Source organism: Burkholderia sp. PvR073 (genome assembly GCF_054055695.1).
Genome location: NZ_JBSRXO010000026.1, coordinates 1 through 25079, shown reverse-complemented (window position 1 = coordinate 25079; position 25079 = coordinate 1). Strand labels below are relative to the sequence as shown.

General features: G+C 64.3%; 23 protein-coding genes. 15 read left to right on the top strand and 8 right to left on the bottom strand.

Translation table 11 applies throughout. The annotated features are described in order from the left end of the window. Positions 1-320 precede the first annotated feature (320 nt). On the top strand, positions 321-575 hold the full coding sequence (locus tag ACVK00_RS34300; protein ID WP_284901693.1) for a hypothetical protein: 255 nt from the start codon (positions 321-323) through the stop codon (positions 573-575). 2 nt (positions 576-577) lie between these two features. Continuing rightward, a complete protein-coding gene (locus tag ACVK00_RS34295) occupies positions 578-787 on the top strand; it encodes a hypothetical protein (RefSeq protein WP_284901695.1) in 210 nt (69 codons plus the stop codon). A gap of 77 nt (positions 788-864) precedes the next feature. Here the strand turns inward: ACVK00_RS34295 and ACVK00_RS34290 are convergent, their stop codons facing one another. Then, positions 865-1806 (bottom strand): dihydrodipicolinate synthase family protein, encoded by a 942-nt coding sequence (locus tag ACVK00_RS34290; protein WP_012372215.1) that lies wholly within the window; start codon positions 1804-1806, stop codon positions 865-867. A 590-nt stretch (positions 1807-2396) separates the two neighbouring features. On the opposite strand from ACVK00_RS34290, the gene abaF reads away from it, so the two are divergent. Beyond that, entirely contained in the window at positions 2397-3776 is a 1380-nt protein-coding gene (abaF, locus tag ACVK00_RS34285; RefSeq protein WP_324251325.1) for a fosfomycin efflux MFS transporter AbaF, read from the top strand. 383 nt (positions 3777-4159) lie between these two features. Beyond that, positions 4160-4546, top strand: coding sequence for an MAPEG family protein (locus ACVK00_RS34280; protein WP_354123369.1), 387 nt, complete (start codon positions 4160-4162; stop codon positions 4544-4546). A 29-nt stretch (positions 4547-4575) separates the two neighbouring features. Here the strand turns inward: ACVK00_RS34280 and ACVK00_RS34275 are convergent, their stop codons facing one another. Beyond that, positions 4576-5508: a LysR family transcriptional regulator gene (locus ACVK00_RS34275; RefSeq protein WP_284901727.1), complete on the bottom strand. Its 933-nt coding sequence runs from the start codon at positions 5506-5508 to the stop codon at positions 4576-4578. Between the two features lie 223 nt (positions 5509-5731). Here ACVK00_RS34275 and ACVK00_RS34270 point away from each other — a divergent pair, with 223 nt between their 5' ends. Together ACVK00_RS34270 and ACVK00_RS34265 are read left to right on the top strand one after the other, a co-directional pair. Beyond that, complete coding sequence (locus ACVK00_RS34270; RefSeq protein WP_284901699.1) at positions 5732-6598, top strand: NmrA family NAD(P)-binding protein; 867 nt, start codon at positions 5732-5734, stop codon at positions 6596-6598. Positions 6599-6691: 93 nt separating this feature from the next. Continuing rightward, positions 6692-7495, top strand: a complete 804-nt coding sequence (locus ACVK00_RS34265) for a hypothetical protein (protein ID WP_284901701.1) — start codon at positions 6692-6694, stop codon at positions 7493-7495. Between the two features lie 133 nt (positions 7496-7628). Here the strand turns inward: ACVK00_RS34265 and ACVK00_RS34260 are convergent, their stop codons facing one another. Next, the gene (locus ACVK00_RS34260; RefSeq protein ID WP_284901703.1) at positions 7629-8933 is read right to left on the bottom strand and encodes a hypothetical protein; all 1305 of its coding nucleotides are present in this window, start codon (positions 8931-8933) and stop codon (positions 7629-7631) included. 343 nt (positions 8934-9276) lie between these two features. Here ACVK00_RS34260 and ACVK00_RS34255 point away from each other — a divergent pair, with 343 nt between their 5' ends. Together ACVK00_RS34255 and ACVK00_RS34250 are read left to right on the top strand one after the other, a co-directional pair. Further along, the gene (locus ACVK00_RS34255; protein ID WP_284901705.1) at positions 9277-10434 is read left to right on the top strand and encodes a hypothetical protein; all 1158 of its coding nucleotides are present in this window, start codon (positions 9277-9279) and stop codon (positions 10432-10434) included. 322 nt (positions 10435-10756) lie between these two features. Next, complete coding sequence (locus ACVK00_RS34250; RefSeq protein WP_166721755.1) at positions 10757-11437, top strand: GntR family transcriptional regulator; 681 nt, start codon at positions 10757-10759, stop codon at positions 11435-11437. A gap of 125 nt (positions 11438-11562) precedes the next feature. Here ACVK00_RS34250 and ACVK00_RS34245 read toward each other — a convergent pair whose 3' ends face one another. Then, entirely contained in the window at positions 11563-11757 is a 195-nt protein-coding gene (locus ACVK00_RS34245; RefSeq protein ID WP_228910318.1) for a hypothetical protein, read from the bottom strand. Between the two features lie 173 nt (positions 11758-11930). Further along, positions 11931-14081, bottom strand: coding sequence for a glycoside hydrolase family 28 protein (locus ACVK00_RS34240; protein ID WP_284901708.1), 2151 nt, complete (start codon positions 14079-14081; stop codon positions 11931-11933). 451 nt (positions 14082-14532) lie between these two features. Here ACVK00_RS34240 and ACVK00_RS34235 point away from each other — a divergent pair, with 451 nt between their 5' ends. From ACVK00_RS34235 to ACVK00_RS34205, 7 genes are all read left to right on the top strand, one after another. Next, positions 14533-15519 carry a TRAP transporter substrate-binding protein gene (locus ACVK00_RS34235; protein ID WP_228910316.1) on the top strand — a complete coding sequence of 329 codons (987 nt, stop codon included), beginning with the start codon at positions 14533-14535 and terminating at the stop codon, positions 15517-15519. Then, the gene (locus ACVK00_RS34230) at positions 15516-16094 is read left to right on the top strand and encodes a TRAP transporter small permease (RefSeq protein ID WP_284901710.1); all 579 of its coding nucleotides are present in this window, start codon (positions 15516-15518) and stop codon (positions 16092-16094) included. Before ACVK00_RS34235 ends, ACVK00_RS34230 begins: the two co-directional genes overlap by 4 nt. A 4-nt stretch (positions 16095-16098) precedes the next feature. Beyond that, positions 16099-17451 carry a TRAP transporter large permease gene (locus ACVK00_RS34225; protein ID WP_011661000.1) on the top strand — a complete coding sequence of 451 codons (1353 nt, stop codon included), beginning with the start codon at positions 16099-16101 and terminating at the stop codon, positions 17449-17451. A gap of 103 nt (positions 17452-17554) precedes the next feature. Continuing rightward, complete coding sequence (locus ACVK00_RS34220) at positions 17555-18646, top strand: lactonase family protein (RefSeq protein WP_284901714.1); 1092 nt, start codon at positions 17555-17557, stop codon at positions 18644-18646. A gap of 132 nt (positions 18647-18778) precedes the next feature. Then, entirely contained in the window at positions 18779-20338 is a 1560-nt protein-coding gene (locus ACVK00_RS34215; RefSeq protein WP_284901716.1) for a methyl-accepting chemotaxis protein, read from the top strand. A gap of 182 nt (positions 20339-20520) precedes the next feature. Next, entirely contained in the window at positions 20521-20721 is a 201-nt protein-coding gene (locus tag ACVK00_RS34210) for a hypothetical protein (RefSeq protein WP_284901718.1), read from the top strand. After that, positions 20709-21533 carry an alpha/beta fold hydrolase gene (locus ACVK00_RS34205; protein ID WP_284901719.1) on the top strand — a complete coding sequence of 275 codons (825 nt, stop codon included), beginning with the start codon at positions 20709-20711 and terminating at the stop codon, positions 21531-21533. The genes ACVK00_RS34210 and ACVK00_RS34205 overlap by 13 nt, the downstream gene beginning before the upstream one ends. A gap of 73 nt (positions 21534-21606) precedes the next feature. On the opposite strand, the gene proP is transcribed toward ACVK00_RS34205, so the two are convergent. The 3 genes from proP to ACVK00_RS34190 all read right to left on the bottom strand — a co-directional run. Beyond that, positions 21607-23076 (bottom strand): glycine betaine/L-proline transporter ProP, encoded by a 1470-nt coding sequence (gene proP / locus ACVK00_RS34200; protein ID WP_284901721.1) that lies wholly within the window; start codon positions 23074-23076, stop codon positions 21607-21609. 513 nt (positions 23077-23589) lie between these two features. Next, positions 23590-24657, bottom strand: a complete 1068-nt coding sequence (locus ACVK00_RS34195; protein ID WP_284901723.1) for a porin — start codon at positions 24655-24657, stop codon at positions 23590-23592. Between the two features lie 227 nt (positions 24658-24884). Then, a partial coding sequence (locus ACVK00_RS34190) for an AMP-binding enzyme (RefSeq protein WP_456826991.1) occupies positions 24885-25079 on the bottom strand: 195 nt, incomplete at its 5' end.

Here is a 25079-nt window from a genome sequence, read left to right as displayed (position 1 = left end):
GTTGAGCAGTCCGTTGAGCGACTTCACGCGGTAGCGGTAGACAAGGATCATGCCGGTGATCCTAACCCGTGCAAGAAGCTGCCTGTCAACAGCACGCCTTTCCTTCCCGCCATCCGCCCCGAAGGAAGTCCCCTTGGGGGAAATGGCGGGGTTTCTCGGAGCAAATTCTGATGAAGAGAACCCTCGCGCGTGCCGGCGATTTCCTGACACACGACGCGCGTACCGTGACGGGAAACGACGACGTGTCGAGCCAATAGCCCATGCGGCGGCACGCCGACGACGCCAGGCCGGCTGCGGTGTTACGAGGGAGTGTCAATCACATGCTGACAAGAGACTACGTGGAGCGCGAGCTGTCTCATATCGAGAGAATGGTCGCGCTGCTCGAAAGCGATGCGGATACCGACGCTGCGGCGATGCCGTACGCGATGCGCGTGAGTCGTCCAGGTTACTGGCGCGCACGGATCGAGGTGCTGCTCGCGATTCCGGGCATGCCGCGCCACGTGACGAAACTCGGCAACGTGCTGCTCGCGAAAATCGACGGGATCGAGGCGCGGCGGGGGACGGTGAAGCCCTGACTGTGCGGGCGCGCGCCGCGCATGTCGTGATAGGACTCGGCTGGCGCTGCGGCGATGTGTTCAGCCTGATTGCGGTGCCGGAGTTCGCCGCGGCCGGTGCGTTGTATGCGATCGGCCATTGCAGAACGGAGATCACGGAACACAAGCGCGCGAGCGGCGCGGCCGTGCAGCGACACGGATTCGGCAAGCGCCTGTCGAGTGTGCGCGGATAAAGGAAAAGCCACGGATCGCTCCGTGGCTTTTGCCTTTCTCATGCACGCGGCCGTGTCACGGCCGCGTATCGCACGGCTTACGCGATGGTCTTCGACCAGTTCGCGTACCAGTTGCGGAACAGCGTGTACTGCGCTTCCGCGTAGTTGCGTTGCGCGTCGCTCAGTGCATCGGTTTCGTTGAAGTGCAGCGTGTATTCCTTGTCGCCGTTCAGCACCATCAGATGCTTGTAGAACAGCACGAGGTCGCAGCCTTCGTCGAACGACGACAGCACGGCCAGCGCCGCTTCCAGTTCCTTTGCACGCACGCGCGCCACGGCATCGCCTTGCGCGGCCTTCTTGCACAGGTCGACCAGTTGCAGCACTTCGCGCGGCAGCGCGTTGCCGATACCGGTGATCGCGCCTGCCGCGCCGCAGTTCACGAAGCCGTGGAACACCTGCGTGTCGACGCCGGCCATCAGCGTCACGCTGTCGTCCTGCGACGTGATGTTTTCGGCTGCGTAGCGCATGTCGGCGGCGCCGCCGAATTCCTTGAAGCCGATCAGGTTCGGGTGCTGGCGACGCAGTTCGAAGAACAGGTCGGCGCGGGTCGCGAAGCCGTAGTACGGGCTGTTGTAGATCACGGCCGGCAGGTTCGGCGCTGCGTTCAGGATCGCGGCGAAGTGGGCCTTCTGTGCGGCCGGCGACGCGCCGCGCGACAGCACGCGCGGAATCACCATCAGGCCGTGCGCGCCGACCTTCGCGGCATGCGCGGCGTGCGACACGGCTTCCTTCGAGTTCACCGCGCCGGTGCCGACGATCGTCGGCACACCGGCTTCGACCAGACGCGCGACGCCTTCCTGGCGCTGCGCTTCGGTCAGCAGCGGCCAGTCGCCCATCGAGCCGCAGTACACCACCGCGCGCATGCCGAGTGCCACCAGCTCCTTGCCCTTCTTTACCAGCGCGTCGAAATCCGGCTGACGATCAGCGGTGCACGGAGTCATCAGGGCCGGAATGGTGCCGGTAAAAATGTTGTCGCTCATCTCGTTTCCTCACATTCAGATAGGGTCAACTGCCATTGCTGGCAACCTGGGCTGTACGCGCGCTCGCCGTCTCGTGGGTGCTTCACGTCACCCGGACGGCGGCTGGCCGCCTCTTGTTTGCCTCGGTGCCGAAACGTTGCCTCCGGTTTCGACCGAGAGTCAGCCATCGACGAGTGCATTCTAGCCAGTCCGCATATTTTATACAATATAAAATAAAAAGGGCGTGACGCAGGTCGTCGTTTCGGGGCGCGGGGGAGGGTGGAGAACCGCGTCGTGGCGGCCTTCGGCGAGGATGGTGGGCGCACTAGACAAAGCTGGTCGACGCCGCGTTCCGGCTCCGCCTGCTGGCTTTGGTAGCCCGACTGGCGTCCCGCAGGCTTGTCCCGGCCGCGCTCTCCTCCGACCAAAAACATTCCTCTCGCTGGCTTCCGTCCCGGTCGGCGGACGCCGCTAGGCGTGTCTCATTTCTGCCGAAAGCATTTTTGAGATTGCGTGGATTGTGTATTGGATATTGTATAAAATCTTTCGGCGCGCTTACTCGCGAACCGCCCCGTCACGGGAAATGGAAGACAACGAGAGGAGATACGGAGATGACAAGTCAGGTCGGCGAGGCAGTCTCGCCTGGTAGTGCAGCCGCCGTGCAGGACACGGCGTCGAAACGGGAATTGAAGCGGGTCGTCGCGGCGTCGATGGTGGGGTCGGTGGCGGAGTGGTACGAGTTCTTCCTGTATGGAACGGCGTCGGCGCTGGTGTTCGGCACGCACTTCTTCAAGAAGACGGGCAACCCGATCGACGGCCTGCTCGCCGCGTTCGCGCTGTATGCGGTGGGGTTCGCCGCGCGCCCGATCGGCGGGCTGGTGTTCGGCTACTACGGCGACAAGTTCGGCCGCAAGTACCTGCTGCAGGTCAGCCTGATCGTGGTCGGCATCACGACCTTCCTGATGGGCTGCCTGCCGACCTTCGATGCGATCGGCTACTGGGCGCCGGTGCTGCTGGTGTCGCTGCGGCTGATCCAGGGCTTCGCGTTCGGCGGCGAGTGGGGCGGCGCGATCCTGCTGGTCAGTGAACATGCCCCCGACAACCGCCGCGGCTACTGGGCCAGCTGGCCGCAAGCCGGCGTGCCGGCCGGCAACCTCGTCGCGACCATCATCCTGCTGGTGCTGTCGAGCTCGCTGTCCGAGGCCGACTTTCTGTCGTGGGGCTGGCGCGCGGCGTTCTGGTTCTCGGCGGTGGTCGTGCTGATCGGCTTCTGGATTCGCCGCAAGGTCGACGATGCGCCGATCTTCAAGGAAGCGCAGGCGCGCCGCGCGCAGAAGCAGGAAAAGCAGCTTGGCGTGGTCCACGTGCTGAAGTACCACTGGCGGCAGGTGCTGATCGGCATCGGCGCGCGGTTCGCCGAGAACATCCTGTACTACATGGTCGTCACGTTCTCGCTGACCTACCTGAAGCTGGTGGTCGGGGCCGACACCACGCGGATCCTGAAGCTGATGTTCGCGGCCAACGCGATCCACTTCTTCTTCATTCCGCTGATGGGGCTGCTATCGGACTTCGTCGGCCGCAAGCCCGTGTACCTGACGGGCGCGGTGCTGACCGCCGGCTGGGGCTTCGTCGCGTTCCCGATGATGGACACCGGCAACGACTGGATCATCATGGCCGCGATCGTGCTCGGGCTGTTCATCGAATCGATGACGTACTCGCCGTACTCGGCGCTGATGACCGAGATGTTCCCGACCAACGTGCGCTATACCGCGCTGTCGCTGTGCTACCAGGTCGCGCCGCTGATGGCCGGCTCGCTCGCGCCGCTGATCGGGCTGTCGCTGCTCGAGCGCTATCACTCGTCGACGCCGATCGCGCTGTATCTGGTTGCCGCGGCCGTGATTTCGATCGTTTGCGTGGGCGTCGCGAAGGAAACGCGCGGCAAGTCGCTGCGTGATGTGGATGCGGAGGCTAGCCGGCGTACGGATGCTTGAAGCGCGGGTGATCGCGTGATCGCTGATGGGAAGCCACCCGGGAGGGTGGCTTTTTTGTGGTGTATCGCAGGGTCTGGGGGAGTGCGGGCGAGAACGACGGCGCTTGGCCAGGAAGAGGCATTCGACAGTCGCGTCCGGATGATCGACAATCCGCATCAAGTCATGAACACTGCGCTCGGGTAGTCACGGCCGGAGCCGCACCCTTTCCGGATAAGCAACCCGGTTGCAATTTTCTTCGCGGTCGCTGGCTTTGCCAGGGCCTTCAAATGGCGTTTCCGGTGCTATCCGCTGCAAACGGGCGCATCGTAATCGACAGACCGTCATGCCAGCTTTACCCCACCAAACCGGCGCTCGTTGATGCCCTGCGAAGGAGGCTCGTTCAAATGAACAACGTTGCTCTCGCATGCGTGGTAGTTCTAGGGCTACTCCTGTTCGGCCTCGGATTGTCCATCTCGGTGATGCGTTTCCGCGAAGGCGCCGCCTCAGGCTGCAAGCCGAACCCCGCAAACCTGCTACACAAGCTCGTCCGGGCTCATGCCAACACGGCCGAATACGCGCCGTTCCTCGCGTTGCTGTTTCTCTATCTTGGCGCACGATCGCCTTCGACGGCGACGGTGTCGCTGATGGTCGCGGCAACCGCGTGCCGCTGCTTGCTCGTCGTCGGGCTGATCGCATGGCCGACGATGGCAAAGTTCAACCCGTTCCGGTTCGTCGGCGCACTGGGCACCTACCTGACCGGTATGGCGCTATGTGTGTCGCTGCTGCTTTGAGATGCGACTGACGACGAGATCGCGTGTGCTTAGCGCGTGCCGACGCGCTCGTGGTTGCCCATCAGTTCAACAACGAAGTCAAGAAAAGCCCGCGTCTTTGCCGGCAGGTGATGCCGGGATGGGTAGTACGCGTATAAGGGAAATCGCTCGTCTGTCCATTCGGGAAACAGATTGATCAATTGGCCGTTCGCGATCAGGGGCTCGGCACCGAGCAGCAACATCTGCGCAACTCCGGAACCGGCGAGGCATGCATTGAGCAGGGCACCCGGATCGTTGACCGTGAGGCGTCCCCGAGTATCAACCACAATGCGTTTTCGCCGGCGATGGAATTCCCACGCGAACGGCTTGCCTGTCTCCGGGTTGCGAAATTCAATGCATCGGTGACTTCGGCTTTCAAGGTCCTCGGGTTTTGCGGGCCGTCCCCAGCGAGCGACGTACGAGGGCGACGCGACCGTAACAATGCCGGTATCGAGCAACTTTCTCGCGATCAGCGTAGAGGCTCGGGGCTCGCCGAATCGCACGGCGATGTCGAAGCCATCCATCACGAGGTCGCCAAGACTGTCTCGCGCGAAGAGCTCGATTTCGAGTTCGGGGTGCGCGTCCATGAACGCATCGAGTTGCGGCCCAAGAATGGTTCGGTAGACGACAGGATCCAGATTGACTCTCAGCTTTCCACGCACCGCGGAGGCGCTACCTGCTGCTGCGGCGGCTGCTTCCTCCAGCCCGGCGAGATGGGGCATGACCTGCTCGTAAAAGCGGCGGCCCTCTTCAGTCAGCGAGACGGAACGCGTCGTTCGGTTGAAGAGCCGGATGTTCAGCTTTTTTTCCAGCCGCGCAATCGCGCGACTGACGCCCGGCGGCGTCATTCCTATGACTTCCGAAGCGGCCGCGAACGTCCCCATGTCCACCACGGCGGCGAACACGCTGATGCTGCCGGACAGCTTCTCGCTACTGGATCTCATGATTGCTTGAGTGAATGCGGGCGGTGGATCGCGACCGACCAACCGAAGACCAACACGCCAATGCTGCGCAATGCAGCAGCGCAGGACAACGCTGTCGATCTTGCCGCATTGATGACTCGTTGTCACTAATCTGATGCCATCCATGTCATTTTGTTTCGGTCGGCGTTTGTCCAGAATGCGTGTCACCGAGACACCCGATGTATCCACACATGGAGAGCGAGCAATGTATGCAATAACAGGAATCACCGGCAAGGTCGGCGGTGCACTGGCCCGCGAGCTACTGGCCAGTGGTCAGCCGGTGCGCGCGGTCGTGCGCGACGCGACGCGGGCAGCGTCGTGGGCAGAGCGAGGTTGCGCGATCGCGACGGCCTTCATGGAAGACGCTTCGTCGCTCGCCGCCGCGTTCGAAGGCGCGACCGGCGTTTTCATCCTGCCGCCTTCGGAGTTCGATCCGGCGCCCGGGTTTCCCGAAGCGCGGAAGGTGATCGAGGCTGTATCCGCAGCGCTCCTGAAGGCGCGGCCCGAAAAAGTCGTTTGCCTGTCGACGATCGGCGCACAGGCAGACGAGATCAATCTGCTCACTCAACGCACGCTGATGGAGCAGGCGCTGCGCGACATGCCGATGCCGGTGACATTCCTGCGGCCTGGCTGGTTCATGGAAAACGCCGCATGGGATGTCGCGTCCGCGCGCGACGATGGCGTCATTGCCAGTTACCTGCAGCCGCTCGACAAACCCGTGCCGATGGTCGCTACCGCGGACGTAGGCCGCGTTGCGGCCGAACTGCTCCAGCAGACGTGGCGCGGTGTGCGTGTGGTCGAACTCGAGGGCTCGCGCCGGGTGAGTCCCAATGATCTCGCATTGGCCTTCGCCCGCGTGCTCGGCGCTCAGGTACGTGCGGAAGTTGTCGACAGGCAGACGTGGGAAGCGCTGTTCCGCGGCCAGGGCATGAAGCATCCTCTGCCCCGGATGCGCATGCTGGACGGCTTCAACGAAGGCTGGATCGATTTCGAAAGCAATCCTGATGAAATCGTGCGTGGCCGCGTCGAACTGGAGACGGTTGTGCGCGAGCTAGTGTCGCGTGCAGTCTGACCCGAGCCTCGATCCGTCGGATTGATCGATCGCCATGTCCTGCACGGAGCAATCGACAACTTGGAACTATACTGGGGCAACCTGGAGGGTTCCATGACTGATCACGACAGACTGCATCCGCTACGTCCGTTCCTGAAAAATTGGGTTTGGGAGCATGGCCGAATCGGGACGCGCTATCTGGACTGCGTTGACTGCGAAATCAAGTTTGATGAAGGCAAGAAGTCGCATTTCGCAGCGGAGAAATATATCTATGTGCCGCTTGGCAACGGCGCTGAAGACGATGCGTCTGTGGATGGCCCTGCAATTCAGGAGGCCGGACTTGCCCGGTTTTTGCGGGCTGCGCAGTTGGGTAAGCCGGAAGAAGCCGGTTCTGTAGCGGAGGTACAGCGCGCAGTGCAGGACTGCGTGGAGATCGGCCTGTTCAGTGCGTATCAAGGGGAGGCTCGCAAGGCGTTTGCGCGATACGCGCAGGAACCCATGTTCGACGACGAGATCCGCGCGGCGGTTGTGGACGACATCCGGCGTGTTTATGTCGGCATGCGCGAGCAACTTGCGCTGTACGATTTTACTGTGCTCTACGGTTTGCCGATGCCGCTGCTGATCGGCGATACGCCCTTCATTGACTGGCGCGTATCCGCGAGTCCGGCACTTCCGTTCGTGTCGCTTCCGCTGGGCCCTTACTGCTTGCTGGTCGGCGCGCCATCGGGCAGGAAAAGCCGAATCGGCCCGGTCGTCTGGAAGGCCGCTGCCACGATGGGCCCGTTGAAAGACCACAACCGCCGGATCGAGGAGCAGGCGCGTCTGTGGCTGGTGGCGACTACGGATGATCAACTCGTTGCTGTGCAAGGTCGCCTGGTTGCGGCTATGGGGGCCAGGGAAGGAGAGGGGACGCCCTAAGTGATGTCGACGGGAGGCAGGGCGTCGGCGGTGGCTGAATGGTGAGCGGTAGTCGGTTGATGCGTCAGGCGGGGGACTGCGGCTATCAGTATTGTCGGATGTCCCCGTTTGGCCGTGAGTCGTCGGTCCGGTGCTAAGCCACCTCACTCATGAATTGCTCATAAGGCCGGTGTGTCAGGTCGAAGCCAGCATCAAGAGCAAAAATCCGATTCTTCACTTCCGCATGATCGATCCTCGCGCGGCCCCGGTAATAGCACTGATTGTTCGCTCCAGCAAGTTCCATCAGATCACGGAGATCCGCGAGCCCATAATTCTGAAGATCGGGAGCGATCGCGTGTGCGAATCGCCGGTCAGCAGTATCGAAGCCTCCGCTGCGCGAATAATAGAGGTTAGCGACATGCCGCGCCGTCGAACGCCATGCATCAGTGCTCTTTTGCGCACGGAACGCGGCCCAGACCGCCGAGTCGATCGTATGGCCTACCTGGGTCCGAACGTGTTCTTCTACTGCGGCAATGTATGCTTGATCATTCTCATAAACGAAAGCAGCAAGCATGTTGGATGAAGGGTTCTGGGCAAGACCGTGTCGAACAGTTAACTGCGCATGTTCAGCTAGATGCCGATAAATGCCGTCATTCTCCGAAAGGAACTGGATCAGGAGCGCGACTATTCCAATCCTCGTCGAAACATTGCTGTAATATTCAGTCGCCGACGCTACCCAGCCTGCGACCAATGCAGGCTCTTTCCGGGCGATTAGTCGTAGTACCCGAAAGTTAATTGCGCGATTGACGTCACAAGGCCCGTCCTCAGTGCGGAAAACGAACTTCCAAAGAATCTTAAAAACGGACTCCGCAACGCCAGCTGAAAACTGCGAAAAGTATTTGCTTTCCAGAAATTTGTTAAGCTCGTCATCGTAGGCAAAGAAGGGTTGCATGCCTGCAACGTCTTCCAGCAGTCGATCAAGGATTCGTTTGCTCACTAACGCGGGTTTCGTGAGAACGGATTGAAGCGCCATCCGCATCAGGGCGCGTACTTCATCCTTGTTGGGTCGATGCAGTTCTGCTCCTTCCTTAATGATTGGGTGAGCGGCCAGGTGCCTTTGACGCTGCAAATTTTCCAACCCCTGCTGATCAACGGCATCGAGAAGCCCCGTCTGAGCTTTGACCTTAAGAATGAGGTTCCACTCCCACGACGGCGAATTCGGATTTTTCTCTTGCTCCTGGTCGATCTCTCTCAGGATCTGTTGAGCCGTCATGTCGTTGTGGAGTTCGGCCAAGCGTTGTAGTTTAAAAACCAAATCACAGACGACAACTGACCAAAGCATAACAACGGCCGATCGATAGTTCCCGATCGTGAAGCTTGATTTGACTTCCTCGAAGTATGACCTGGTTCTTTCATCCGGAATTTCATCGCTCTTATGGTCGATGGAAAAGTTGTCCATGTTCTCTCCGTCCCATTCTCTAACCTACGAATTCTAACGGATGGGAGTATTGTGTCCACTGAACGAGTTGCTCCCGTCGCCAGTGACAAAACCAAAGAAGCTACCCGTGTTGGTCGGCCGCTTATGGGGCGACTGCGGAGGTGGCGGTCGAGTCGCCAGCGCGCGACCGGCACGCGCGCGTCGAGCGGTTTAGTCCTTCGACCAAGAACCGTCGTTCGACCGGCGCGCAGATCAGGCATTCAGATGCTGGCTTCGCATCAGTTGACGGTCGCTTGCATACCAACGATGCATGTCTCAATAGAGACATCGAAAGAATTTTGTAATTTTCGTGAGCGTCCAAACTATGTCCAAGAAAAACGTTCTCCCGCCCGAATTGATCCCTGTGCGAGATGCTGCGCGTCGTGCATTGGGACAAGTCCGCCCGGCCCACATCACCAACCTGCGCGATCTTTTGGGCGGAAGCCGATCAAATTCTGGAAGAAAACTGCCACCTTATTATTTAGTCTACTTCCTGCTGGTGGATTTGCTTGGCTTCAAAAACTTAGGCCAATTTGACAAAGTGGCATGGTCCGTTCCAGTCGAGTATAACGGCGTTACGTACTTGATCGACCATCGCAAAATGGGGCTTGGTATCTTCGCGGAAAAGGTAGAAGAAAAAGAGGAGGCGATTCGCGAAATCGTGATTCGAATCCAAAAGGCAGTAAAGAGTGCTGAGCCGTTTTATGAATGGCTGGCAGACCAGGCTCTCGCTCGGTCCACTGTGAACGTAACGAATAACAGCAGTGAGCTTTTTGACCGTTACCAGTTTTTGGTCAGTCTTTTCAAGGAGAAGACGGCCGACGCCATTGTGCGCGCGCGCGAGTTTGTTGACGTGCCAGGAGGAGGAAAGCGTTATGTGGGTGGCCAACTGCGCCGGGAGGCACGATGGCTAGCGCTCGCCGCAATTGACGCGTTCTACAGTTGGACCGAGCACGTCTTTATCCACGTGGCAATCCTGCTCATGCGCATCACGACGGCGGCGGAGATCACCGCTTTGGCGGAGGCCGAATGGTCCAAGAAATACAAGGCAGTGTTTGACCTCGGTGACAAGAAAGCCAAACAGTATTTCGACCGCCTGACCGAGATTCGCTACGAATTGCGCAATTTCACCGCGCACGGCGCCTTCGGAAAGCAAGGCGAGGCGTACAGCTTCCATTCGGGCGCGGGCGCCGCCCCTGTCTTCTTGCCACACAAGGCGGGCAGCCGAAAATACCGCATGGGCGCAGCTATCGCATTTCGGGAGGAGGATGCCCTGGCCTTGATTGAAGAATTCATCACGTATTTGTGGTCGGGTGGACGCGAGCCTGCTCGGATGTACCTGCATGACAGTGAACTGCCGGTGATCCTCACTTACGCCGCCGATGGCACTTATGCCGCTGCGATGAATTCGATCAATAGCATGGATGAGTTTGTGGAGTACGAGCAAGCACGGTGGGACCGGGCAGCGGATATGGACTTTTAGTCCGGCCTCGAATCCCCCCAGAGCGAAGCGATAGTGGCTGCCTCGTATGGAGGCTGGATGCGAAGGCTCGGGTGACCATAACCGTTGGCAAGCTGCCAATGAAGTAGCTCAGGAATCAGTGGCAGGATGGGGTCGGCAAGCGACATCCACGAAGAGCCCTTTTGTTGGCTGACCGAAGGGCGCGGCGGCGCGGCAGCACGACGCTCTGCGCCCACCGCCGCTCACCCCCACGACCCCTCTGCTAATATTGTAGAAAATATGCAATATCCGCCGCCGCCGCACCGGCGCTTGCCTGCCCGCCTTCCCCAGTCCGAACCGCAACATGAACGAGAAACGCCCTGCTCTTGTCTACGCCACGCGCGCCGAAGCCGCAGCGAACGAATTGCGCCGCCGTATCCTGACAGGGGAGTATGTCGACGGCTACCAGCTTCGCCAGGATGCGCTGGCGACCGAACTCGGCATCAGCCGCATCCCGCTGCGCGAAGCGCTCGTGCAGCTCGAGAGCGAAGGGCTCGTGAAGATCCTGCCGCACAAGGGCGCGATCGTCTCGGAGCTGTCCCCGGAGGACATCACCGAACTGTTCGAATTGCGCGCGCTGCTGGAACCCGTGCTGCTGAAAAAATCGATTCCGAAGCTTACCGCCGAGGATTTCGCGCGGCTCGATGCGATCCTCGCGGAATACAGCGAAGTGCTGCATGCGAGCCAGTCCGGACGCTGGGGCGAACTGAACACCGAACTGCATCAACTGCTGCTGTCGCGCGCCGACCAGCCGAAGACCACGGCGATCGTCGCGTCGCTGTTGCAGCAGACCGATCGCTACACGCGCGTGCAACTGTCGCTATCCGAGGCCGCGCGCGACGTGGCCGAATCCGAACACGCCGAACTCGTCGCGTTGTGCCGCAAGGGCGATGCGCGCGCGGCGGCGTCACTGCTCAAGCGTCACATCGAGCATGCAGGCGGCGAGTTGAATGCGTTCCTGCGCGACCGGCGGCTCGGCCGCTGAGCTCGTGCGGGGCCCGATAGCCGACATGCCGCACTAGCGTCCGACGCTGAAGCTGAAGCGGGGTCGCATGCGATGCGCGGTCCGTCCGGGCATCGCCGAATCCCGCTTGCACCTCTCACGTTCGCTTAGCCGCCCCCGATTCCCTGCAACACCTTGCCGGTTCCCCCGCATACCGCGCATTTCTGCCCTTCGACCATGCCGGTGCCGCGGCATACTCCGCACAGATCCTCGCCGACCGCGGGCGCATCGGGCGGCCCTTCGTCGCCCGGATTCAGCGGCGGATCTTGACTCTGCCCCGCCGACGTTCTGGTCGTCTGCATCGCACCCCTCCGTTTGCGTTTCCGATGTCGCGACGAGCACGCATCGTGCGTGCCCGCTGCGACGGCACGCGCGCCATGGCCGGCCCGCGTGCCGAAGCGCGCATGACAGGCCACCGGCAACGATGACGCGACGCCCCGCATGACGACGGAGAATCGACGTCATCGCGTCGTCGTTACAACGACGGCGCCCATGTCGAGCCGAACGGGTTCGACTGGTCGATGCCGGGGAAGTCGACGAACGCCTTGCTGCAGTCGAGCACGTTGCCCGGACGCGCGTTGCGGATGGCCTCGCCGTTCACGACGACGCGGTTCGCGCTCGACGCGAACACCGGCAGGTTCACGTTGTGCAGCGTGAGGTTCGCGTCGGATGCGATGGTCGAGATCCCGTCGGGCGTGTCGGCCACCACGTCGGTCAGCGACATCACGAGCGGGAACGCCGGCTCGCCGTAGCCGCCGGTATTCGCTTCGAACCCCTGCAGCTTCACGCCGGCCGTACCCAGGATCACGACGTTGGCGATCGAGATGTCGTGGAAGTTCGGATACAGTGGCCCGCCGGCCGGCACGGCCTTGGTGCTGTAGTACGGCGTGAACAGCAGCGCGTTCTTCGCATCGCGGATGCAGATGTTCGAATAGTGGATGTTGCTGACTTCGCCGCCGCGCGCGTAGTCGGACTTGATCCGCAATCCTTCCTCCGAATCCCAGAACGAATTGTCGTACACCTGAACGTTCGTCACGCCGCCGTTGGTCTCGCTGCCGACCGAGATCCCGTGCCCCCAGTAGATGTGGTTGTGCGCGATCACGACGCCCCATTTGCGATCCGAGCGCACGTCGCGATTGCCGTCGATGCCGAACAACCCGGAGCCGGCGGGCGACGGATTGTTGCTGCCCTTCAGCGCGATGTCGTCGTCGCCGGTGCTCACGTAGTTGAACGCGAACACGAAGTTCTTCAGGTAGCCGTCGAACGAAATCGCACCGGTCGAGGAGGTCGTGCTGCCGGTCGACAGCGTCGTCGAGGTCGGCTTCGATGCGGAACCCGGATCGAACGCGTCGGTGTTCTTCACGTTGTCCGCGTTGAAGGTCTGCCCGTTGTACAGCGGGTTGCCGTTGCCGGCCGGGTTCGCGAACGCGGCGAGCGTCGGCGTCTGCACCTTCACGCTCCAGACCGTCAGCCCGTCCACACCGCTCGGCACCACGTGGAAATTCGGGCTGTTGTTCAGCGTGATGCGGTACAGCGTCAGGTTCTTCGCGTAGTTGAACACCATCAGCCGGAAGTTCGACTGCGAGCCGAAGCCGGTCGTGCCGTTCTGCACCATGTTGCCGAGATACGCGAGATCCCACCACGTCATGTTGCGCACGGTCGACTTCGAATCGACGACGGTGCCGCCGTCGTCGCACGCGGTGCCGTCCGGCGCGACGGTGCCGCTCTTGTACGCCGCGTAGGTGTTCGAGCAGGTGAGGTCGACCTTCATCAACGGGTATTTCGCGTCGGACGTCACGAGTTCCGCGTAGCCGCGCCCGTCGATCCGGCCGTCGCCGACCACAGCCGAATTCACGAGGTTCGTGCCGGTGATCAGCGCGAGGCAGTTCGACGAGCTGCCGGCCTTCGTCGCGCTGACCGCGGTATTGCCGCAATACGGTCCGGCGACGTTGGGCGCATACGCCTTCACGTCGCGCGACGCGTACAGCGTCACCCCCTTGTCGATCCACAGCGTGACGCCGGACGGCAGCGTCAGCGGCCCGCTGATGAAGCTGTTGCCGGCGCCCGTCCGGTTGACGACGAGCCGCACCGCGAACTTGCTTGCCCGGTACTTCGGCTTGGCCAGCTCCTCGCCGGACGCGCCTGCGATGTTCACGTTCGGCATGGCCGCCGTCTTCTGCGCGGCGGTGGCCGATGCGTCGGCGGCCGCGATCGTCGCGCCGACTTCGGCGTCGACGGCGGCGCCGCACGCGTCGAGCGCAGCCTGGATGCGCGCCTGGTCGGGGTTCGCCGTCGCAGTCGACACGGCCTTGCCGACACCCGCGATCGACGGATCGGCCTCCGGCGGCAGCGAGCCGTCGGGGCGGCTCACGAGCGTATTGGCGGCTTCCAGCGTGCTGCACACCTGCGTGTCGGCGGGCAGGGTCGGCTCGGCGGGCAGCGCGGCGTCGACGGTGGTCGTGCCGACCTGGAACACGCTGGCGGCGGGCGGCGTGGTCGCGGCCGCGCCGCTGGCGGTTGCGTCGTCGCCGCCGCACGCGCTCAACGCGGCGGCGGTCGCGACGAGCGTCGCGAACAGGGCGAGCACGCGCGGGCGTGCGCTCGACCGGGAAAGTCGGTGTGTCATGACGGATGTCTCCTGATGAGGCAGTGTCCGCGGACGCTGCCGGGTTGGTATCGGGTCGGTCGAGGCGGGGCGCGGGCTCGTGGCGGCGCGGGCCGTGGCTGCATTGTGATCAGTCATCCTATAACGCATGGAAGGGATACGAAAGACGGCCTTCGGTATCGGGAAAACGACACAACCTCGCGCCGATTCAAATACGCGCACATTTCCGGAAAACGTTTCGCTAGCCTCCAGCTAAACAGAGAAGGCTTTTCCCTTTATCCGGCCGTCGACCCGCTACAGAGGCACTTATAGGGGTATGCACCAAGTGAGTTAAACGATTAACCGACGTACATTCGCTTCGACACGTCATACAACGTATGACTGCGATTCAGCGAAGGCCGTCCCCCGACCTATGCGCAAGCCGCCCGGATCGCCGCCAAATTGCGAGCTACAACCAACAAGGAGACTGACGATGACGCACCGATTCCCCCGCTCCCGTACCGCACTGGCCGTCGCGCTGATGGCCGGCTTCGCGATGTCCGCGCAGGCCCGCGTATTCCGCTCGGCGGACGTGCACGGCGACAGCTTCCCGACCAACATGGCGGTGAAGTACATGGGCGACGAGCTGTCGAAGCTGACGGGCGGCAAGGACTCGATCAAGGTGTTCGGCAACAGCGCGCTCGGCTCCGAAAAGGACACGGTCGACCAGGTGCGGATCGGCGCGATCGACATGGCGCGCGTGAACGGCGCGTCGTTCAACGAGATCGTGCCGGAGTCGCTGATCCCGTCGTTCCCGTTCCTGTTCCGCGACGTCGACCATTTCCGCAAGGCGATGTACGGCCCGGCCGGCCAGAAGATCCTCGACGCGTTCTCGGCGAAGGGGATGATCGCGCTGACGTTCTACGAGAGCGGCGCGCGCTCGATCTACGCGAAGCGTCCGGTGCGCACGCCGGCGGACATGAAGGGGCTGAAGGTGCGCGTGCAACCATCCGACCTGATGGTCGACGAGATCCGGGCGATGGGCGGCACGCCGACGCCGATGCCGTTCGCCGAGGTGTACACGGGCCTGAAGACGGGCCTGGTCGACGCGGCGGAAAACAACCTGCCGTCGTACGAGGAAACCAAGCACTTCGAGGTGGCGCCCGACTACTCGGAGACGCAGCACGCGATGACGCCGGAAGTGCTGGTGTTCTCGAAGAAGATCTGGGACACGCTGTCGCCGCAGGAGCAGGCCGCGATCAGGAAGGCCGCGGCCGATTCGGTGCCGTACTACCAGAAGCTGTGGACCGCGCGTGAGGCATCGGCGCAGCAGGCGGTGGCGAAGGGCGGCGCAAAGATCCTGCCGGCCGCGCAGGTCGACCGCGCGGCCTTCGTGAAGGCGATGCAGCCGCTGTGGACGAAGTACGAGAAGACGCCGCAGATGAAGCAGATCGTCGACGAGATCGAGGCAACCAAGTGACCCGTCGCACTTCCCTGAATGGCGCGGCGGCGGCGGGCTCGCCGGACGCGGCCGCCGCGGACGGTGCGGCGCCGGGCCGGCCGCGCGCGGCCGCGCCGCTGTTGCGCTGCGCGAACGACCTGCTGTTCCGCGCGCTGGCCGTGATCGCGTCGCTGTGTCTCGCGGCGCTCACGCTGCTGGTGTTCTACGCGGTGGTGATGCGCTACGTGTTCGAGAACGCGCCCGATTTCGTCGAACCGATCGCGCTGCTGCTGGTGATCGTGATCGCGATGTTCGGCGCGGCGATGAAGGTGCGCGACGGCGGCCATATCGGCCTCGACTCGCTCGTGCGGCGCCTGTCGCCGGGCCCGCGCACCGTGGTGATCGCGATCCAGCACCTGAGCCTGATCGCGTTCGCGATCGCGATCATGGCCGGCTGCGGCAGCATGGCCGCCGAGACGATGGGCGACCGCATCCCGATCATCGGGCTGCCCGAAGGCGTGCGCTACCTGATCACGATTCCCGCGGCGATCGCGATCGTCCTCTTCTCGCTCGAGCACCTGCTCGCGCTTCGTCGTTCTTCGTCGGGACAATAACGCCATGGAACTCGCGATCCTGTCCGTCAGTTTTCTGATTTTCCTCGTGCTTGGCGTGCCCGTCTCGTTCGCGCTCGGCATTTCCTGCGTGCTGACCTACCTGGTCGAAGGGCTGCCGATCGCGACCGCGATGCAGTCGATGATCTCGGGGATGAACGCGTTCTCGTTCCTCGCGGTGCCGTTCTTCATCTTCTCCGGCGAGCTGATGCTGCATGGCGGCATCGCGGACCGGATCCTGCGCTTCGCGCAGGCGACCGTCGGCCATTTCCGCGGCGGCCTCGGGATGGCCAACGTGGTCGCATGCACGTTGTTCGGCGGCGTGTCGGGCTCGCCGACCGCCGATACGTCGGCGATGGGCGGCGTGGTGATTCCGCTGATGAAGCGCGAAGGCTACAGCGCGGCTTACGCGGTCAACGTGACGACCCACGCGTCGCTCGCCGGCGCGTTGATGCCGACCTCGACCAACATGATCATCTACGCGTTCGCCGCGCAGGGGATCACGGGGATGCTGCACGGCCAGCAGGTGAGCGGCGTGTCGATCGGCGACCTGCTGTTCTCCGGGCTGCTGCCGGTGTTGTGGGTGATGGGCTTCGTGCTCGTCGCCGCGTACTGGCAGGCCGTGCGTCACGGCTATCCGCGCCGTGAAGACGGCTCGTCCGCGCTGCCGTCGTTCCCGGGCTGGTATGCGGTGCTGCGCAGCTTCGTCGGCGCGGTGCCGGGCCTGATGGTGATCGCGATCATCCTCGTGTGTGTGGCGAAGGGGATTGCCACCGCGACCGAAGCGGCCGCGATCGCCGTCGTGTATTCGCTCGTGCTGACCGCGATCGTGTACCGCACGCTGACCGTCGCGAAGCTGCGCCGTGCGCTGTCGCATGCGGCGCGCACGACGGGCGTCGTGCTGCTGCTGATCGCCGTGTCGAACATGCTGCGCTTCCAGATGTCGTACCTGGAGATTCCGGATGCGATCGAGGGGCTGCTGAAGCAGTCGACCGCCGCGCCGTGGCTGATGCTGCTGTACATCAACATCATCCAGGTGTTCCTCGGTACGTTCGTCGACATGGCCGCGCACATCCTGATCACGACGCCGCTGTTCCTGCCGATCGCGATGGCGTGCGGCGTCGGGCCGGTGCAGTTCGGGATCATGCTGCTGCTGAACTGCTCGCTCGGCCTCGTGCACCCGCCGATCGGCTCGGTGCAGTTTGTCGGCTGCGCGATCGGCAACGTGTCGATCGGCGAGACGACGAAGATGGCGTGGCCGTACTACCTCGCGATCTTCAGTGCGATCAATATCGTCACGTATATGCCGTTCTTCTCGACCTGGCTGCCGAGCCTGATCAGCGGCCACGCGGTGTTCTGACCGCCTGGCCTTGCCTGTCGCGGCGCCGGACGACCGAGGGGGGCCGGCGCCGTCATCACGTCAACGGTTTCTTCACGTATCACGTCACGTATAGCGTATCCCCATGAACCAGAAGACAGCATGGCGCGCCGTCGCGGCCGCCGTATTCGCGCTGGCCGCATCGCTCGCGCATGCCGCGACGTATGCGTACGTATCGAACGGCGACAGCCGCGACATCTCGGTGTTCGGCGTCGACACGTCGACCGGCGCGCTGCGCGCGATCGAAACCGTGCCGATCGACGGCACCGTGATGCCGATGACGTTGTCGCCCGATCATCACCGGCTGTACGCGGCGCTGCGCTCGACGCCGTATCGCGTCGTCAGCTTCGCGATCAATCCGCTCGACGGGCGGCTGATCGAGCTGGGCCGCGCGCCGCTCGCGGACAGCATGGCGTATGTGTCGACCGATGCGTCGGGCCGCTACCTGTTCTCCGCGTCGTACGGCGGCAACCTGCTCGCGGTCAACCGAATCGGCGAGAACGGCGTGGCCGGCGACGTGCAGCAGACAGTGAAGACCGGCCCAATGGCGCATGCGATCCGTCAGTCGCCGGACGGCCGCTACGCGTTCGCGTCGGTGCTCGGCGCCGATGCATGGCTGCGCCTGCCGTTCGATGCGTCGACCGGTACGCTGACCGACACGGCCGAGCCCGCCTACCGGCTGCCGGAGAAGTCGGGCCCGCGCCATTTCGTGTTTTCGTCGAACGGGCGGTTCGCATACCTGATCGACGAGCTCGACGGCAAGCTGCACGTGCTTGCGCTGTCGCATGGCGGCGCCGATGCGCGGCCGATCCAGACGGTGTCGATCCTGCCGCCGGATTTTCATGGCGACAAGCCGTGGGGCGCGGACCTGCATCTGACGCCGGACGGCACATTCCTCTACGCGTCGGAGCGCACGTCGAGCACGCTCGCGGCGTACCGGGTCGATCCGGCGTCGGGCCAGCTCGCGCGAATCGGTACGTTCGCGACCGAGCGGCAGCCGCGCGGCTTCGCGATCGATCCGTCGGGCACGTATCTGCTCGCGGCCGGGCAACTGTCGCCGACGCTCGCGGTGTACCGGATCGACCGGCACACCGGCCACCTCGACGCGATCGGCAAGTATCCGGTCGGCAAGGGTGCGAACTGGGTCGAGATCGTCACGTACGACGGGACGAACTGATCCGCGCGACGAAGCGCGATGCGCGCCTGCCTGCGATGCATGGGCCGCGTATCGACATTGCGCTCGATCGACTCAAGTTGAACCAGCCGCTGTCGTTAACCGACTAGGGATAACTTCGAGAGTCGATTCACCATGCGCGATCTGAAGGTAAAAAACAGTTTGCTCGCCGTGCTGGCCACGTTTGCAGCGATGATCATCGTCGGCGGCATCGTCGGGGTCGTTGCGCTCGGCAGCGCGAACACGAACGCGAAACGCCTGCACGCGATTGCAACGCAGACATCGCTCGTCAACGACGCGTACAAGGACAGCACGCGTACCCGCTCGGCGCTCGTGCGCGCGTATTCGGCACTGAAGGAACACAACGACCCGGCGCAGCGCGACTCGGCATTGCAAAGCGCGCAGCGCACGTTCGATCTGTCGGCGAAGGAAACGCAGGCGTTCAAGGACACCGCGCCGATCGGCAGCCTCGGTGCGGACCTGAAGCAGGCGCTGGTCGAATCGTCGACGCATCTCGCGAGCGTCCTCGCCCGCGCGAGCGACGCGCTGCGCAACGGCGATACCGCCGCGTATGCCGAGATCAACGACAAGGAAATCACGCTCGCCGGCCAGGTGTATTCGGCGAACGTCGAGAAATTCCAGCGCACCGCCAACCAGCTGGCGGAAGACACGATCGACGACGACAACGCCGCGTACACGCGCATCGTCGCGATGGTCGGCCTCGGTGTCGCGCTGGCGCTCGCGCTGATCGCCGCGACGCACTTCGCGCTGCGCGCGATCGTGTCGCGGCCGCTCGCGAACGCGGCCGCGCTGCTCGACCGGATTGCGTCGAACGACCTGACCGTGAACGTGCCCGATGCCGGCCGCAACGAAATCGGCCAGTTGTTCGCGGCGATGAAACGGATGCAGACCGGCCTCGCGACGACCGTTACCGGCATGCGCGACAGCAGCGACGCGATTCACACGGCCGCGCGCGAGATCGCCGCGGGCAACCTCGACCTGTCGAGCCGCACCGAACAGCAGTCCGCGTCGCTGGAGGAAACGGCCGCGAGCATGGAGCAGCTGACGTCGACGGTACGCCAGAACGCGGACAACGCGCAGCAGGCGAGCACGCTCGCCGCGAGCGCGGCGGACCTCGCCCAGCACGGCGGCGAACTGGTCGGCCGCGCGGTCGACATGATGGGCGTGATCAACACGAGCTCGCAGAAGATCGCGGAGATCACGGGAATGATCGACGGCATCGCGTTCCAGACCAACATCCTCGCGCTCAACGCTGCGGTCGAATCGGCGCGCGCGGGCGAGCACGGGCGCGGCTTCGCGGTCGTCGCGGGCGAGGTGCGTACGCTGGCCCAGCGCAGCGCGAGCGCCGCGCGCGAGATCCGGCAGCTGATCGGCGCGTCGATCGACGACGTGCGCGACGGCAATGCGCTCGTGTCGCAGGCCGGGCGCGCGATGGACGAGATCGTGTCGTCGGTGCGGCGCGTGGCGACGATCATGACCGAGATCACGACGGCCACCGTCGAGCAGAGCGCGGGTATCGACCAGGTCGGCCAGGCGGTCACGCAGATGGACCAGATGACGCAGCAGAACGCGGCGCTGGTCGAGCAGGCCAGTGCCGCCGCGAGCGCGCTCGAGCAGCAGGCCGGTTCGATGCAGGCCGCGATGTCGGTGTTCCGGATTGCGCGGGCGCGGTGAATGGCTGACCGGAGCGGCAGTGTGCGGATCGGCGCGTGAAGGGGGGGCGTGCCGCTCGTGCTCGTCGCGGTGCTCACCAACTGGCTGCTCGACGAAGCCAGCGTTCCGCCCCAGGCGCCCCCGGACAACGCGGGCAGCAACGTGCTGCCGCTGTATCGCGTCGGCTAGCGCCCGCGCGCCGCATGGATGACGACTCCGCGCTCGCGTCGCGCGGCGAGTCGTTGCCGCCACACGCGTTACTCGTCATCCGCAAGCGCCGCAACCTGTGCGATGATTCGCCGCTTCGCGTGCGTCGCAATACGCCGCTGACCAAGGCGCCCGGATGCGGGCCGCCGTCGATCGTCCATACGTACATGAACCCGGAGGCGCGATGCCCGCAGTGACCATTCAACACAGCACCCTGCATTACCAGGATCACGGTACCGGCTTTCCGGTGCTGCTCGGGCATAGCTATCTGTGGGACGCGGCGATGTGGGCGCCGCAGATCGACGCGTTGTCGCGCCGGTATCGCGTGATCGTGCCGGACCTGTGGGGGCATGGCGCGTCGGGTCCGCTGCCCGACGGCACACAGACGCTCGACGATCTCGCCGCACACGCGAGCGCGTTGCTCGATGCGCTGGAGATCGACGCGTGCGCGGTCGTCGGGCTCAGCGTCGGCGGCATGTGGGGGGCGCGTCTCGCATTGCGCGAACCGCGGCGCGTGCGCTCGCTCGTGCTGATGGATGCGTCGCTGGAGGCCGAACCCGAGGCGACGCGGCTGCGCTACTTCGCGATGCTCGATGCGATCGCCGCCGCCGGCTGCATCCCGCCGCCGCTGCTCGATGCGATCGTGCCGCTGTTCTTCCGGCCGGACGTGAACCTCGCCGACCCAGTGCCGAGCGCGTTTCGCGCGGCGCTCGCGAAGCTGCCGGCCGACCGGCTGCGGGAATCGATCGCCCCGCTCGGCCGGCTGATCTTCGGGCGGCCCGATACGCTTTCCGCGCTCGCCGACCTGGACGCCGAACGCACGCTGCTGATGTGCGGCGCGGGCGACATGGCGCGCCCGCCGTCCGAGACGGTGAAGATGGCGAGCGTGATCGGCTGCCGCCACGCGCTGGTGCCGGACGCCGGCCATATCTCGAACCTGGAGAATCCCGCGTTCGTCACGCGGATGCTGCTCGACTGGTTCGACGAGCAGCAGCTCGCGACGGCCTGACCGTCATGCGCGCGACGCCGGCGGCTGCCGCGCGGCGTCGCGTGATGCGGCCTGTGTGATGCGGCCCGGCGTGTTACGCGCGTTCGCCGATCGGCGTGAACTTGCGGTCGCGCACGCGGCCTTCGTCGGCACCGCGGCGAATCAGGTCCTGCGCCTCCGCACGGCTCGCGACGCACGGCGCGGAGCCGGGCAGCGGCCGTCGCGCGGTTTCGCGCAGCGCGAGCACCGACACGATACCGATGAACGACGCACCCATCAGGTAGTAGGCCGGCATCATCAGGTCGCCGGTGCGATCGACGAGCCATGCGGTGACGAGCGGCGTCGTGCCGCCGAACAGCGACACCGACACGTTGAAGCCGATCGCGAGCGCGCCGTAGCGGATCCGCGTCGGGAACAGCGCGGGCAGCGCGGACGGCATCACGCCGGTGAAAGTCGACAGCAGCGTGCCGTAGATCAGCATCCCGCCGAACACGGGCAGCATCCCGCCCGTGCGGATCAGCAGCAGCGCCGGCACCGACAGCACGAGCAGGCCCACGCAGCCGGCCATCATCACCGGCTTGCGGCCGACGCGGTCCGACAGATGGCCCGCGTAGAGCGTCATCGGCATCATCAGCACCATCACGAGCAGCACCATGAAGAGGCCGTGCGTCTCGTTGAAGTGCAGCGTCGCCGACAGGTAGTTCGGCAGGTACGACAGCGCCATGTAATCGGTCACGTTGAAGATCAGCACGAGGCCGACGCACTGGAGCAGCGGCCTCCACTGTTCGACGAGCAGCGTGCCGAACGACTGCTTCGGACGCGAGCGTTCGTCCGCTTCGCGTGATTCGGCTTCCTTCTTGAACGCGGGCGTTTCCTCGAGCTTGAGCCGCACATACAGGCCGACGAGGCCGAGCGGACCGGCGATGAAGAACGGCACGCGCCAGCCCCACGACAACAGCGCTTCCTGCGACAGCGTGGCCGTCAGCACCGCGACGGTGGCCGCGCCGAGCGTGTAGCCGATCAGCGTGCCGAACTCGAGGAAGCTGCCCATGAAGCCGCGGCGCCTGTCGGTCGCGAACTCGGCGATGAAGGTGGCGGCGCCGCCGTATTCGCCGCCGGTCGAGAAGCCCTGCACGAGGCGGGCGACGAGCAGCAGCACGGGCGCCATGATGCCGATCGACGCATAGCTGGGAATCAGGCCGATCGCGAAGGTGCCGACGGCCATCATGATCATCGTGGCGGCGAGCACGCGCTGGCGGCCGATGCGGTCGCCGAGCGGGCCGAACACCATGCCGCCGAGCGGGCGCACGAGGAACGCGGCCGCGAACGTGCCGAAGGTCGCGAGCAGCTGCGCGGACGGGCTGCTCGACGGGAAGAACACCTTGCCGAGCGTGACGGCGATATAGCTGTAGACGCCGAAGTCGAACCATTCCATTGCGTTGCCGAACGCCATGGCCCCGACCGCACGTTTCAGGACGGCCGGGTCGACGATCGTGATGTCGTCCAGCTTCAGGGCCTTGCGCGAAGACCGGGCTTTCGCGGGGTGCGCTTGCGATGAACTCAATGAACGCTCCTGGAAGGGCCTTCGCGGCGGGTCGAGCAGGCGCGTGCGGCGGGGCGGGCGCGGGACCGTCGGGAACGAAGGCGATTGTCTCTGGATCGCCGTGATGTCGAGGGCGCGGCGCGCGCCACGGGACACCCGGCAAGTGTGTGTCGGTGTGAAGCAGTGTAGAGAAACGGGGAAACCGGACTATCGGTCATGCGCCCGGAAACCGGTCGTAAACGACACGGATGGCGCAGGCGGCCAACTCGGCGTGCGGGCGTTCGGCAAGGGTCTGGTGGTTCGGGATGCGCCGATGGCGGTCTATACCGGGGCCGCGACGCGAAAGACGCTGCGCGTCGCGGATCGTGCGGGCATGATGCGGCCGCTGCGGCCGATACATCGTGCACGGATTCGCCCGCGATGGAAGCCGCGCCGAATCCGGAAGCGCCGTCGCGCGCCGGATCCGGCGCAAGATGCTTCGGACTGCGAATGCAGAAAGGCGACGGTTCGGCGAAGGCAACCGCCGCCCGAACATCAGAACAGGTGGCGAATCCCGAGGTTCGCGCCGACGGTCGTCCCGGTGACCGCGTAAAGCGCGTTGTTGATCCCGAGCCCGGTGTTCATCGCGCCGTGGTTGTTGACCATCGCGACCTGTGCGTACAGCGCGGTGGCCTTCGACAGGCTGTAGGTCGTGCCGACAGCCGCGAGCAGCGAGTGATTGGCCGTATCGTTGCGGTCGCTGGTGAACCAGACGCCGCCGTTCAGGTCGACCGCCGGCGTCGCCTGGTAGTCGAGGCCGCCGCCGTACACGTTGTTGCTGAACGATCCGCCGACCTTGTAGCTCGCGAACGACGCCTTCGCGGTGACCGGGCCGAACCGGTACACGGCGCCGATCGTGCGGCCGACGAACGCGACGGTGCTCGGCGTTGGCGTCGGGTTGGTGCCGTCGTTGCCGTCGTAGAACGCGGCGTTGATCATGAAGCCGTCGTGCTCGTATTTGACGCTCGCCGAATACTGGCGTCCGGCCTGGAAGTCGCCGGCCTTGCCGCCGAACGCGAACATCGCGCTGCCGGTGAGGCCGGCGATCGTCGGGCTCGTATACGACACGGCGTTCGGGTTGAACAGGCCCGTCACGAGCACGTTGTCGACGTAGTTGATCAGCCCGCTGCCGAAGTGCGAGAAGTTGCGCGGATCCGAATCGAAGATCGCGAGCAGGAACGGCGAGTACTGCACGCCGGCCTTGAGCGTGCCGAAGCCGCCGTCGAGCCCGACCCACGCCTGGCGGCCGAAGAGGTTGCCGTTCGAATGGGCGAACGCGCCGTTGGTGACGGCAAAGCCGCTTTCGAGCTGGAATTTCGCCTTGAGGCCGCCGCCGAGATCCTCGGTGCCGATCATCCCGAAGGTCGTCGGCGTCATGCCGGTGTCGGTCATCGCGAACTGATGACCTGCGTTCGCGCCGGTGGCGGCATCGAGCGTCTTGCTCGTGTACAGCAATGCGGTGTCGAGGTTGCCGTACAGCGTCACGCTGCTTTGCGCGAAGGCGCTGGTACTGGCCATCGCGCCCGCCAGCGCGGCGCAACCGATCACGATTCTGTTTTTCATTGGGATGTCTCCAGTGTTGTTGTACGTCCATGCATCGAACAGGGGATGTGACGCACGCCGCGCATGGCGGGTCCGTCGTGCAGGCCGCGCACGCAGGGTGGGGCGCGGCGGGACGCACGTGCGCGGCAGGGTGTCGGCCGCGCGCGACGCGTTCATGGCCGGATGGGCGCCGGAACGCGCGTGCGTCGAGGAAGTCGGGTGGGGCCGGCCGGTGCCGGCCCCGTGATTCAGAGCGACTGGCCGAGCTGGTCGAGGATCGCCGGGTTCTCGAGCGTGGACGTGTCCTGCGTGATCGCCTCGCCCTTCGCGAGCGAGCGCAGCAGGCGCCGCATGATCTTGCCCGAGCGCGTCTTCGGCAGGTTGTCGCCGAAGCGGATGTCCTTCGGCTTCGCGATCGGCCCGATCTGCTTGCCGACCCAGTC